The 12496-nt window shown below is 73.3% G+C and carries 9 protein-coding genes; 6 read left to right on the top strand and 3 right to left on the bottom strand.

What is annotated here, in order from left to right; all coding sequences use genetic code 11:
* Window position 1: 1 nt before the first annotated feature.
* From ACZ61C_RS09185 to ACZ61C_RS09200, 4 genes are all read left to right on the top strand, one after another.
* Window positions 2–2020, top strand: coding sequence for a bifunctional aldolase/short-chain dehydrogenase (locus tag ACZ61C_RS09185; RefSeq protein WP_465304624.1), 2019 nt, complete (start codon window positions 2–4; stop codon window positions 2018–2020).
* A gap of 18 nt (window positions 2021–2038) precedes the next feature.
* Window positions 2039–3460 (top strand): arabinose isomerase, encoded by a 1422-nt coding sequence (locus ACZ61C_RS09190; protein ID WP_465304626.1) that lies wholly within the window; start codon window positions 2039–2041, stop codon window positions 3458–3460.
* Between the two features lie 44 nt (window positions 3461–3504).
* A complete protein-coding gene (locus ACZ61C_RS09195) occupies window positions 3505–4866 on the top strand; it encodes a rhamnulokinase (RefSeq protein ID WP_465305613.1) in 1362 nt (453 codons plus the stop codon).
* 179 nt (window positions 4867–5045) lie between these two features.
* Complete coding sequence (locus tag ACZ61C_RS09200; RefSeq protein WP_465304628.1) at window positions 5046–5807, top strand: NPP1 family protein; 762 nt, start codon at window positions 5046–5048, stop codon at window positions 5805–5807.
* On the opposite strand, the gene ACZ61C_RS09205 is transcribed toward ACZ61C_RS09200, so the two are convergent.
* From ACZ61C_RS09205 to ACZ61C_RS09215, 3 genes are read right to left on the bottom strand one after another with little or no spacing between them, the layout of a single operon-like run.
* Window positions 5804–6412 carry a response regulator transcription factor gene (locus tag ACZ61C_RS09205; protein ID WP_465304630.1) on the bottom strand — a complete coding sequence of 203 codons (609 nt, stop codon included), beginning with the start codon at window positions 6410–6412 and terminating at the stop codon, window positions 5804–5806. The genes ACZ61C_RS09200 and ACZ61C_RS09205 overlap by 4 nt on opposite strands.
* Window positions 6409–7479, bottom strand: coding sequence for a sensor histidine kinase (locus ACZ61C_RS09210; protein WP_465304632.1), 1071 nt, complete (start codon window positions 7477–7479; stop codon window positions 6409–6411). The genes ACZ61C_RS09205 and ACZ61C_RS09210 overlap by 4 nt, the downstream gene beginning before the upstream one ends.
* 10 nt (window positions 7480–7489) lie before the next feature.
* Window positions 7490–7882 (bottom strand): hypothetical protein, encoded by a 393-nt coding sequence (locus tag ACZ61C_RS09215; protein WP_465304634.1) that lies wholly within the window; start codon window positions 7880–7882, stop codon window positions 7490–7492.
* Window positions 7883–8002: 120 nt separating this feature from the next.
* On the opposite strand from ACZ61C_RS09215, the gene ACZ61C_RS09220 reads away from it, so the two are divergent.
* Both ACZ61C_RS09220 and ACZ61C_RS09225 read left to right on the top strand, forming a co-directional pair.
* Window positions 8003–9046: a LacI family DNA-binding transcriptional regulator gene (locus ACZ61C_RS09220; protein WP_465304636.1), complete on the top strand. Its 1044-nt coding sequence runs from the start codon at window positions 8003–8005 to the stop codon at window positions 9044–9046.
* A 274-nt stretch (window positions 9047–9320) separates the two neighbouring features.
* Entirely contained in the window at window positions 9321–12467 is a 3147-nt protein-coding gene (locus tag ACZ61C_RS09225) for a TIM-barrel domain-containing protein (RefSeq protein WP_465304638.1), read from the top strand.
* Window positions 12468–12496 lie beyond the last annotated feature (29 nt).

The raw sequence follows: 12496 nt of genomic DNA on the forward strand, positions 1-12496 counted from the left end.
GATGACCGTGCCCGAGGAGCTCGTCGCGCGCAGCAACGCGCTCGGCGCCGACCCGCGGAACACGAACTACGCCGGCGGCAACACCTCGGCCAAGGGCACCGCCCTCGACCCGGTCACCGGCACCCCGGCCGAGCTGCTGTGGGTCAAGGGGTCCGGCGGTGACCTCGGGACGCTGAAGGAGTCCGGGCTGGCGGTGCTGCGGCTGGACCGGCTGCGCGCGCTCGTCGACGTCTACCCGGGTGTCGAGCGCGAGGACGAGATGGTCGCCGCGTTCGACTACTGCCTGCACGGCCGCGGCGGCGCGGCGCCCTCGATCGACACCGCGATGCACGGCCTGGTCGAAGCGCCGCACGTCGACCACCTGCACCCGGACTCCGGCATCGCGCTGGCCACCGCGGCCGACGGCGCGGCGCTGACCAAGGAGTGCTTCGGCGACCGCGTCGCGTGGGTCGACTGGCGGCGCCCGGGGTTCCAGCTGGGCCTGGACATCGCCGCCGTCAAGGAAGCCAACCCGCAGGCCATCGGCGTGATCCTCGGCGGCCACGGCATCACTGCGTGGGGCGCGACTTCCGAGGAGTGTCGGCGCAATTCGCTCGACATCATCCGGACCGCCGAGGAGTTCCTGGCTGCCCGCGGGTCCGCCGAGCCGTTCGGCCCGGTCGTCCCCGGCTTCGAAGCCCTCGCCTCGGAGGAGCGGCACGCGCGGGCGGCGGCCTTGGCGCCGGTGATCCGCGGGCTGGCCTCGACCGACCAGCGGCAGGTCGGGCACTACACCGACAGCGACGTCGTCCTCGAGTTCCTGGCCCGGGAGAAACTCGCGCCGCTCGCCGCGCTCGGGACGTCGTGCCCGGACCACTTCCTGCGCACCAAGGTGCGGCCGCTGGTCGTGGACCTGCCCAGCTCGGCGCCCCTCGAGGACGTCGTCGCGCGGCTGAAGGAGCTGCACGGCGAATATCGCGACGAATACCGGTCCTACTACGACCGGCACGCCACTCCGGACTCGCCCGCGATGCGCGGGGCCGACCCGGCGATCGTGCTGGTGCCGGGGGTCGGGATGTTCTCGTTCGGCAAGGACAAGCAGACCGCGCGGGTGGCGGGCGAGTTCTACGTCAACGCGATCAACGTCATGCGGGGCGCGGAGTCCGTCTCGACCTACGCGCCCATTCCCGAGTCCGAAAAGTTCCGGATCGAGTACTGGGCGCTCGAAGAAGCCAAGCTGCAGCGGATGCCGAAGCCCAAGCCCCTGGCCGGGCGGATCGCGCTGGTGACCGGGGCCGGGTCGGGCATCGGGAAGGCCATCGCCCGGCGGCTCGCCGCCGAGGGCGCGTGCGTGACGATCGCGGACCTGAACGCCGACGCGGCTTCCGAAGTGGCCGCCGAGATCGGCGGGATCGCGGTCACCGCCGACGTCACCGACGCGGCCGCCGTGCAGGCCGCGGTCGACGCCACCGTGCTCGCTTTCGGCGGCATCGACCTCGTGGTCAACAACGCCGGGCTCTCCATCTCGAAGCCGCTGCTGGAGACCACCGAACGGGACTGGGACCTCCAGCACGACGTGATGGCCAAGGGCTCGTTCCTGGTCGCGCGGGCGGCGGCGAAGGCGATGGCCGACCAGGGCATCGGCGGCGACATCGTCTACATCTCGTCGAAGAACGCCGTGTTCGCGGGCCCGAACAACGTCGCCTACGGCGCCGCGAAGGCCGACCAGGCCCACCAGGTCCGATTGCTGGCGGCCGAGCTGGGCGGCCACGGCATCCGCGTCAACGGCGTCAACCCCGACGGCGTCGTCCAGGGCTCCGGCATCTTCGCCGGCGGCTGGGGCGCGCAACGCGCCGCGGTGTACGGCGTCGAGGAGGCGAAGCTCGGCGAGTTCTACGCCCAGCGCACCATCCTCAAGCGCGAGGTGCTGCCCGAGCACGTCGCGGCCGCCGTGTTCGCCCTCACCGGCGGCGACCTGACCCACACCACCGGCCTGCACGTCCCCGTGGACGCCGGAGTGGCCGCCGCGTTCCTGCGCTGAACTCCCTGGAGGAGACCGATGACCCTCGACCGCATCACGCCGCGCAAGACCCGCGTCGGGCTCGTCGCGGGCGGGCTCGGCGCGTACTGGCCGCAGTTCCCCGAGCTGCTGCCTCAGCTGCAGGAGTCGGCCCGGCGCGTCGCTTCCCGGCTGTCCGGCATGGACTGCGAGGTCGTCGACGTCGGGTTCGTCTCGGATGCTTCCGAAGGCGCGGCCGCCGCCGAGAAGCTGCGGGTCGCCGGCTGCGACCTGATCATCGGCTTCCTCACGACGTACCTGACCTCCAGCATGCTCGCGCCGGTCGCGCAGCGCTCGGGCGCGCCGGTGCTGCTGCTCAACCTGCAGCCGACCGAGGTGATGGACCACGAGTCCTTCGACACCGGCGCGTGGCTGGCCTACTGCGGGGCCTGCCCGCTGCCGGAGATGGCGAACACGTTCCGCCGGCTCGGTGTCGAGTTCCGCTCGGTGTCCGGGTACCTCGAGGACGAACGTGCGTGGACCCGCATCGCGCGGTGGATCAAGGCGGCGGGGGTCCGGGCGGCGCTGCGGCACGGCCGGCACGGCCTGCTCGGGCACCTCTACCCGGGCATGATGGACGTCTCCACCGACCCGACCCTCGTGTCGGCGCAGCTCGGCGGGCACGTCGAGGTCCTGGAGGTCGACGACCTGCGGGTGCGCGTCGAGCAGGTCTCCGACGCGGAGACCAAGGACCGCATGGACCTCGCGCGCGATGTGTTCACTGTGGACGAGTCCGTCGTGGACGAAGACTTCACCTGGGGCGCCCGGGTTTCCGTCGCGCTCGACCGGCTCGTCGAGGACTTCTCGCTCGACTCGCTGGCTTACTACCACCGCGGCCTCGACGGCGAGACGCACGAACGGGTCGGCGCCGGGTTCATCCTCGGCGCGTCCCTGCTCACCGCGCGCGGCATCCCCGCGGTCGGCGAGTACGAGCTGCGGACGTCGCTGGCGATGCTGGTCATGGACCGGCTCGGCGCGGGCGGCTCGTTCACCGAGCTGCAGGCGCTGAACTTCCGCGACAACGTCGTCGAGATGGGCCACGACGGCCCGGCGCACCTCGGCATCAGCGCGCGCAAGCCGCTGCTGCGCGGCCTCGGCGTCTACCACGGCAAGCGCGGCTGGGGCGTGTCGGTGGAGTTCGACGTCAAGCCCGGGCCGGTGACGCTGTGCGGGCTCGGGCAGGGGCGCGACGGCACGTTCTCGCTCATCGTGTCGGAAGGCACGGTGGTGCCCGGGCCGCTGCTGCGGATCGGCAACACGACCTCGCGCGTCGACTTCGGCGGTGACCCGGGGGAGTGGACCGACGCGTGGTCGGCCGGCGGCATCGCGCACCACTGGGCCCTGGGCACCGGCCACCGCGTCGCCGAGCTGACGGCGGTGGCGGACCTGCTCGGCCTGGAGCTGACCGTGGTGCGGGCGTGACGCGGGTCGCGGCCGTCGACCTCGGCGCGTCCAGCGGGCGCGTGATGGCCGGGACCGTCGGGCGTTCGACGCTGAGCCTCGAGGAGGTGCGGCGCTTCCCCAACGGCGGCGTCCGCGCGGGCCCGGTGCTGTACTGGGACGTCCTGGGCCTGTACCGGGAGACCCTCGCGGGGATCCGCGACGCCGGCCCGCTGGACGGCGTCGGCATCGACTCGTGGGCGGTCGACTACGGGCTCCTCGACGCGTCCGGCGCCCTGCTCGGCAACCCGGTGCACCACCGCGACTCCCGCACCGACGGGGTGCCGGAGAAGGTGGCCGCGTCGGTGTCCGCGCGTGAGCTCTACGACGTCACCGGGCTGCAGCAGCTGCCGTTCAACACGCTCTACCAGCTGGTGTCCGAACAGGACCGGCTGGGCGCGGCCCACACGCTGCTGCTGGTGCCGGACCTGATGAACTACTGGCTGACCGGCGAGATCGGCGCCGAGCGCACCAACGCGTCCACCACCCAGCTCTACGACGTCCGCGCGCGGACCTGGGCCACCGACCTGGCGTCCCGGGTCGGGATCCCGCCCCGGCTGCTGCCGCCGCTGCGTGACCCGGGGACCGTCGTGGGCTCGGCCCGAGAGCTGTCCGGCGTTCCGGTGATCGCGGTCGGCTCGCACGACACGGCGTCGGCCGTCGTCGCGGTCCCGGCCGAGCCGGGCACGAACTTCGCGTACATCTCGTGCGGAACCTGGTCCCTGGCGGGTCTTGAGCTGCCGGAGCCGGAGCTGGGCGACGCGGCGCTGGCCGCGAACTTCACCAACGAAGGCGGCGTCGACGGCACGATCCGGTTCCTGCGCAACGTGATGGGCCTGTGGGTGCTGTCGGAGACGCTGCGCACGTGGTCGCGGTCGGACCTGCCGGACCTGCTCACCGCGGCGGCCGAGGCCCCGGCGCGGGCGGCCGTCGTCGACATCGACGCCCCGGAGTTCCTGCCGCCGGGCGACATGCCTTCGCGCATCGCGGCCGTCTGCCGCGCGACCGGCCAGCGCCCGCCTTCGGCCCCGGCCGAGGTGGTCCGGTGCATCGTGGACAGCCTGGCCCTGGCCCACCGCCGCACCCTCCGCACCGCGGCTTCGGTCACGGGCCGCCGGATCGACGTGGTCCACATCGTCGGCGGCGGTGCGCGCAACGAACTGCTGTGCCAGTTGACGGCCGACGCGTGCGGCGTCCCGGTCCTGGCGGGCCCGGTCGAGGCGGCCGCGCTGGGCAACGTCCTGGTGCAGGCCCGGGCGCTGGGGGAGGACTTACCGGACCTGGCGGCGATGCGGGCTTTGGTCCGCGAGACCCAGGAGGTCCGCCGTTACGAGCCGTCGGCCGGCGGCGACTGGGACGCGGCGGAAGCCCGGCTCTTCCGGCCGTGAATCGATGCGCGGCTTGTCCGGGTTGCCGCTCACCGGACAGGATTGCGCGTTCGTCCCCTTCCGGCTGTCCCCGCCGGGCACACTCGCCGGAGCACGGTTGCGGGCCACGGCGGCTCGTGGCGAGCTGGACACGGACCTCCGGTCGGAAACTTTCCGACCGTGATCGAGGGAGTACCGTCATGGCGCACCGTTCCCGCACCCTGGCCGCCGCTGCCGCCGGCGCGCTGGCCCTCTCACTCGCCGTCCCGGCGACGGCGTTCGCCGACCCGCCCGGCGCCCTGCCCGCCAACGCGAGCGACTTCGAGAAGACCTTCCAGCCCGCCTTCGACTACGACAAGGACGGCTGTTACCCGACCCCGGCGATCGGCCCGGACGGCACGATCGCGCCCGGCCTGTCGCTCGGCGGTGACACCAACGGCCACTGCCGCGACTCCTGGGATCTGGACAACACCAACTCCTACTCGCGCCAGAAGTGCGACCACGGCTGGTGCGCGGTGATGTACACGCTCTACTTCGAGAAGGACCAGGCCTCGCTCGGCCCGGGCAGCGCCGGCCACCGCCACGACTGGGAGCACGTCGTCGTGTGGGTCAAGGACAACCAGGTCGAGTACGTCGCGACGTCGCAGCACGGCGGGTTCGCGGTGCACGACCGCGCGAGCCTGTTGTTCGAGGGCACGCACGCGAAGGTCGTTTACCACAAGGACGGCGGCTCGACGCACTGCTTCCGCTCGGCCAACGGCAACGACGACCCGCCCGAGAACCACCAGGGCGCCTGGCAGTACCCGACGCTCGTCGGCTGGGACGGCTACCCGTCCGGGATCCGGGACAAGCTCGTCGGCGCCGACTTCGGCAGCGCCACCTTCGGCATCAAGGACGACCAGTTCACCGGCAACCTCGGCAAGGCGAAGCCGGGTGGCATCCCGTTCGACGAGAACGCCTAGAGCCAGCCGCGCTCGTCCGCGAGCCGGACCGCTTCGACGCGGTTGCGCGCGCCGGTCTTGGTGATCGCCGCGGAGACGTAGTTCCGGACCGTGCCTTCGGACAGGTACAGCCGCGACGCGATCTCGGCGATCGTCGCACCGGTGCGGGCGGTGATGAGCACGTCGCGTTCGCGGGCGGTCAGGGGCGACTCGCCCGCGGCCAGCGTCGCGACCGCGAGGGCCGGGTCCACCACCCGCTCGCCGGTCCGCACCCGGCGGATCGCGTCGGCGAGGACGTCCGCGGGCGCGTCCTTCACGACGAACCCGGCCGCGCCGGCCTCGATCGCCCGGCGAAGGTACCCGGCGCGGCCGAACGTCGTGAGCATGACAACGCGGCAGTCCGGCACCTGCGCCGCGAGCACCGCCGCGGCCGCGAGCCCGTCCAGGCCCGGCATCTCGATGTCCAGCAACGCGACGTCGGGACGGTGTTCCCGCGCCGCAGCCACGACTTCGTCGCCGCGGCCGACCGAGGCGACCACCTCGAAGTCGTCCTCGAGCGCGAGCAGCGCGCACAGCGCCTGGCGGACCAGCTCCTGGTCGTCGGCGAGCAGCAGGCGGATGGTCACAGCGCCGCCCGCAGCCGCCAGCCGCGCGGCGTCACCGGCCCGGCCTCGACACTTCCGCCCGCGGCCTCGACGCGTTCCCGGAGCCCCGCGAGCCCCGAACCCTCGCCGGGCGGCCCGCCCACGCCGTCGTCCACGACCTCCACCGTGGACGCCGAAAGCGTCACCGCGCACCGGCCGGCCCGCGCGTGCCGGGCGACGTTGGTCAGGCCCTCCCGCACGACCCAGCCGAACAGCTCCTGCCGGTCGGGCCCGACGACGTCGGTGGCGGTCGGCAGGTCGGCGGTGACCCCGCACGCGCGCAGCAGCTCGCGGCCGCGGGCGAGCTCACCGGCGAGCGTGACGTCGCGGTAGCCCGACACCGCCGCGCGGACGTCGGTCAGCGCCTGGCGGGCCAGGGTTTCCACGGCGGTCATCTCCTCGCCCGCCCGGGCGCCGTCGGTGGCCAGCAGCCGCCTCGCCAAGGTGCTCTTGACCGTGATCGCCGTCAGCGAGTGGCCGAGCAGGTCGTGCAAGTCTCGCGCGATCCGCGCGCGTTCGGCCTCGGACGCCAGCCGCGCGACCTCGGCCCGGGCCTCGACGAGCGCGGCGTTGGCCCGGACGGCCTCGGCGACCACGTGGACGACGAGCACGGTGAACACGAGCGCGACCGCCTGCGTCCAGCCCGGGCCGTCCCACACCACCCACGGGACGACCAGCGCGGCGAGGGCGGAGACGGCGACCAGCGCGAGGGCGCCGCGGGGGAGCCGCGGCGCCGCCAGGGACACGACGACGGTGAGGAGGAAGAACGCGGCGTCGTGGGCGAAGGGGAGGGCGGCGGCGAACAGGAGGGTGCTCATCCCGAGCAGCGCCCAGAACTGCGGCACCGCCCGCTTCGCCGCCGCGGTCGCCGCGAGGACGTAGCAGCCGGCGAACCCGGCGACGACCACGCAGCCCGCGACCGCCGTGTGGCCGGTCGAGTGCTGCAGCACGCCGGGCACCGTCACCGCCGGGTAGACGAGCATGCCCGCGTCCAGCAGCATCACGCGCCAGCCGCGCACCCAGCGCTGCACGTCCGCCGTCCTGGTCACCACTGCGACGCTACCGCGCCCGCGGGCGCGGCCGGTTGACGAGCACCGTCACGCCGAGCAGCAGCAGCCCGCACACCGCCTGCTCGACCCGCAGCCACACCGGGAACAGGCCCGGCAGGGCGACGATGACGACGATCGCCACGAGCATCACCGCGGAGACGATCCGCAGCCGCAGCAGCCCCTTGCGCGACCCGCGGGCCGCGCTGCGGGCGAAGGCGAACGTCAGGAGCGAGCTGGCGACGACGATCGTGGCGCGCACCCAGACCGCGTCGGTCACCATCGCCGGGTGGTTCCGGAACAGGACGATCACGAGGAGGGTGAGCACGGAAAGCGTGGCGTAACCGCCGGTCAGGAGCAGGACGGGCCGGAAGCCGGCGGTGGTGGTTCGCGGTGTGGTGGTCATACCGGAATGCTCGCCGTCGCGGGGCCCGGCGGGGCAGTGCCGTCCGCCAGCGGCCCGCCATGACATTTGTCATCGGCCCGGCGCTGGGAGAGCGCTCTCACAGCGTGCTACAAAGGACGGGTGACGACGCAGCCGCCCTCGGCGCCGCCGACCTTGGAGGACGTCGCGCGGGTCGCCGGCGTCTCGCGGGCCACGGTGTCCCGCGTGGTCAACAGCGTGCGCAACGTCGACCCGAAGCTGCGGGAGACCGTCGAACGCGCGATCGCCGACACCGGGTACGTGCCCAACCGGGCGGCCCGCTCCCTGGTCACCCGGCGCACCGGCGGCATCGCGCTGGTGGTGTCCGAGCCGGAGCGGCACGTCGAAGCGTTCACCGGCGGGGTGTTCGGCGACCCGTTCTTCGGCCGGGTCGTGGAAGGCGTGGTCGCGCACCTGCGGCCGCTGGGCCTGCACCCGCTGCTGATGCTGGTCGACAGCGACGAAGAACGCGCGAAGCTGGTGCCGAAGCTGCGGCAGGAGCAGATCAGCGGCGTGCTGCTGATCTCGCTGCACCCGGCCGAGGACCCGCTGCCCCGCGTGCTGACCGACGCGGGTGTCCCGACGGCCCTGTTCGCGCGCCCGGCCCGCCCGGCGCCGGTGTGTTACGTCGACGTCGCGCACCAGGACGGCGCCCGGATCGCGGCGGAGCGGCTCGTCGCGCGCGGCTGCCACCGGGTGGCCACGATCGCAGGCCCGGCGGGCACTCCGGCGGGCCAGGACCGGCTGGCGGGTTTCCGGGACGCGATGGCCCGCCACGGCCACGCGTACGTCACGGTGGCCGAAGGCGACTTCACCGAGCACGGCGGCGAACGCGCGATGGAACGGCTGCTGGCCGAGGAACCCGCGCTGGACGGGCTGTTCGTGGCCAACGACCTGATGGCGTACGGCGCGCTGACGGTGCTGCGCGACGCGGGCCGCCGCATCCCGGACGACGTGGCGGTGATCGGGTTCGACGACAGCCGGGTCGCGCTGAGCTGCCGGCCCCGCTTGACGACGGTCCGCCAGCCGGTCGAAGCGATGGGCGCGGCGATGGCCCGGATGGTCCTGGACCGCATGGCCGACCCGGCGCTGCGGGCGGAGTCGGTGATCTTCGACCCGGAGCTGGTGGTCCGGGACTCGGCCTGAGCGCTACCAGCGAGACCGCCCGCCACGCGGGACACGCCAACATCCTGCGCGAGCAGATCGACGGCGTCACCCGACACTGACCTGACCGGACAGTTCGGCCCTTTGGTCTGGACATCCGGCGTCCCGCTGTGGTCGGATCGGGACCGGGTTTTTTCCAACGTTGTAAATTGTCGGTCCCCCTTCCCGGAACGGAGTTCCGCCTGTGCGGACGAGACCAGCGAAAACCCTTCACCTGGTATGCGCGCTCGCCGTCGCCGCGGGTGCCGTCGCGGCCGTGGGCGTCGCGACGCCGGCCGCCGCCGGACCCGCGCGCCAGACCGTCACCGCCGGGAACGCCCGGTTCCAGGTCCTCTCCCCGACGGTCATCCGCACGGAGTACGCCGGTGACGGCCGCTTCACCGACGCGGCCACCTTCAACGCCGTCGGCCGGGACGCGTTCACGCCGACGCCGTTCACCTCGACGACGTCCGGCGGGGTCCTGACCATCCGCACCAGCGCGACCACGCTGACCTACCGGCTGGGCTCCGGGCCGTTCGACTCCGGCAACCTCCGCGTGCGCACGGCCACCGGTGCGACGCCGGTGCTCGCCGCGCCGTGGCGGCACCTGACCTGCGCGGCCGGCGCGCTGTGCGAGGGCGAGGACCTGGCGGCCGACGGCCTCGGCGTCGCCACCGACCACCGCGGTTACACCGGCGAAGGGTTCCTCGCCGGGTTCGAGAACACCGGCACGGCGGCGACGGCCGACGTCGTCGCGGCCACCGCCGGGACCTACGCCGTGACCGCCCGCTACGCCAACGGCCAGGGCGGCGACGGCCAGCACGTCACCCGCACCCTGAGCGTCTCGGTCGACGGCGGCGCGCCGCAGAAGCTCACCCTGCCCGCGACAGCCGACTGGGACAGCTGGGCGATCGCCTCGGTGCCGGTCACGCTCGGCGCGGGCCGCCACAGCGTCCGCCTCACGCGGACCGCGACCGACTCCGGGAACGTCAACGTCGACGCGCTCGCGGTGCTCACCCCCGGCACGCCGTTCCCGCCCGCCTCGGCCCGCGCGTTCACCGGCTGCGCCGTCGACGTGAGCTGTGAGGCGGAATCCGCGCTGCGGACCGGCTCGGCGGTGGTCGCGACCGACCACGCCGGGTACGCCGGACGCGGGTTCGTCGCCGAGCTCAACCGCGACGCCTCCCTGACGCACCGCGTCGTCGACGTTCCCGCGGCCGGCACGTACCGGCTGCACGTCCGCTACGCCAACGGCACCGGCGGGGACGGCCGGCACGAGACGAGGACCGCGACGGCCGCGGCCAACGGGGTCACCCGCACGCTGACCCTGCCGGTCACCGAGAACTGGGACTCGTGGGGGAGCGCGTCGGTCCCGGTCGACCTGAAGGCCGGCACGAACGACGTCGTGCTCGGCTGCCCGGACGACACGAGCTGCCACGTCAACGTGGACACGATCGCCGTCACCGCGGCCGGTGCCGCGGCGCCGCAGCCGCACCTCACGCTCGGCGGGTACCGGCGCGGCCTCGACGGGGTCAACGGCGACAACGGGAACCCGTCGCTGACCGAAGGGCTGCTGCACTCCGACGGCTGGTACCTGCTCGACGACACGACGTCCGCGCTGTACTCCACGCGGACCCGCGCGGTGACGCAGCGGCCGTCGCACGGCGGGAACCCCTACCAGGACGGGTACGTCTTCGCCTTCGGGCACGACTACAAGGCCGGGCTGCGTGACCTCGCGACCCTCACCGGGCCGCCGCAGCTGCTGCCGCGCTGGGCCTACGGCGTCTGGTACTCCGAGTACATCGACCGCACCGCGGCCGACTACCGCGACACGATCCTGCCGCGCTTCCGCAGCGAGGGCGTGCCGCTGGACGTCCTGGTCACCGACACGGACTTCAAGGCGCCGGACACGTGGAACGGCTGGCAGTTCGACACCACGAAGTTCCCGGACCCGGCGGCGTTCTTCGCCTGGTCGAAGGCGCAGGGGCTGCACAACAACCTCAACATCCACCCGAGCATCATGGGTTCGGACCCGCAGTTCGCCCGCGCCCAGGCGACGGCGAAGGGCAAGCTCGCGAAGTCCAGCTGCGGCAACGACTGCTACGTCTTCGACTGGGGCGACCCGGACCAGCTCAAGGCCTACCTCGACCTGCACGCCGGGATGATGAAGCAGGGCAACGACTTCTGGTGGCTCGACTGGTGCTGCGACGCGTCGAAGTCGAGCCTGGCCGGGGTCACCCCGGACGCGTGGATCAACCAGCAGTACGCCGACCTGGCCGCGCCGGCGACCGGGCGCGGGTTCGTCATCTCGCGGGCCTACGGGTCGCTGCAGGCCGGCGGGTACGGCGGCCCGGTGGGGCTCTCGACCGGGCCGTGGGCGGACAAGCGCAGCACGCTGCACTTCACCGGGGACACGTCCTCGACGTGGGGCACGCTGCGGATGGAGGTCGGCGCGACGCCGGGTGAGTCGGCCGCGACCGGCATGTCGGCGATCAGCCACGACATCGGCGGGCACAACGACACGACCGGGCTGCGCGGCAGCGAGACCTACACCTCGGGCGGGCAGCAGCACCAGACGGCCAAGCTGCCCGACGACCTGTACGCGCGGTGGGTGCAGCTCGGCACGTTCCAGCCGATCGACCGGCTGCACAGCAACCACAGCGACCGGCTGCCGTGGCAGTACACCGGCGCGGCGAAGGACTCGGCGACGAAGTTCCTGAACCTGCGCGAGAACCTGGTGCCCTACACCTACACGCTGGCCCAGGAGGCGGCGACGACCGGCGTTCCCGTCGTGCGGCCGACCTACCTGGAGTACCCGGACGAGCCGGCCGCCTACACCGCGGCCCAGAACGAGTACTTCTACGGACCGGACATGCTGGTGGCGCCGGTGACCTCGCCCGGCGCGTCGGCGAGCACGTCCGTGTGGTTCCCGCCGGGACAGTGGACGGACTACTTCACCGGCAAGACCTACGCGGGCGGCACGACGCAGCAGGTGACGGCGGACCTCGGCACGATGCCGGTGTTCCTGCGCGCCGGCGGCATCACCGCGACCCGCACGGCGGACGTCACCAACGACGTCCAGAACCCGCTGAACCGGGTGACGGTGACGGTGGCGACCGGTGGTCCGGGGTCGTTCTCGCTGTACGAGGACGACGGCACCTCGGCCAAGCACAGCTCGACGACGCCGATCCGGTACAGCGAGCGGGGCGGGGCCCACACGGTGACGGTGGCGCCGTCCCAGGGGCGTTCCCAGGCCGGGCCGCGCGAGTGGACGGTGAAGTTCCTCGGGGTGTCCTCGGCGCCGTCACGGGTGAAGGTCGGCGGGGCGTGGGCGCCGCCGTCGCGCTGGAAGTTCGACGCGGCGACGCACACGCTGACGGTGACCGCCCCGGCGACCCGGGGACCGGTGGTGGTGGCGTACTGAGCTTCCGGCGGGCGGAGCCGGAAATGCCG

The organism is Amycolatopsis sp. NPDC104587 (assembly GCF_055583645.1).

Excerpts from the sequence above, each read along its gene's own strand:
- ACZ61C_RS09185 (WP_465304624.1), top strand. The coding sequence starts at position 2 with ATGACCGTGCCCGAGGAGCTCGTCGCGCGCAGCAACGCGCTCGGCGCC.
- ACZ61C_RS09190 (WP_465304626.1), top strand. The coding sequence starts at position 2,039 with ATGACCCTCGACCGCATCACGCCGCGCAAGACCCGCGTCGGGCTCGTC.
- ACZ61C_RS09195 (WP_465305613.1), top strand. The coding sequence starts at position 3,505 with ATGGCCGGGACCGTCGGGCGTTCGACGCTGAGCCTCGAGGAGGTGCGG.
- ACZ61C_RS09200 (WP_465304628.1), top strand. The coding sequence starts at position 5,046 with ATGGCGCACCGTTCCCGCACCCTGGCCGCCGCTGCCGCCGGCGCGCTG.
- ACZ61C_RS09215 (WP_465304634.1), bottom strand. The coding sequence starts at position 7,882 with ATGACCACCACACCGCGAACCACCACCGCCGGCTTCCGGCCCGTCCTG.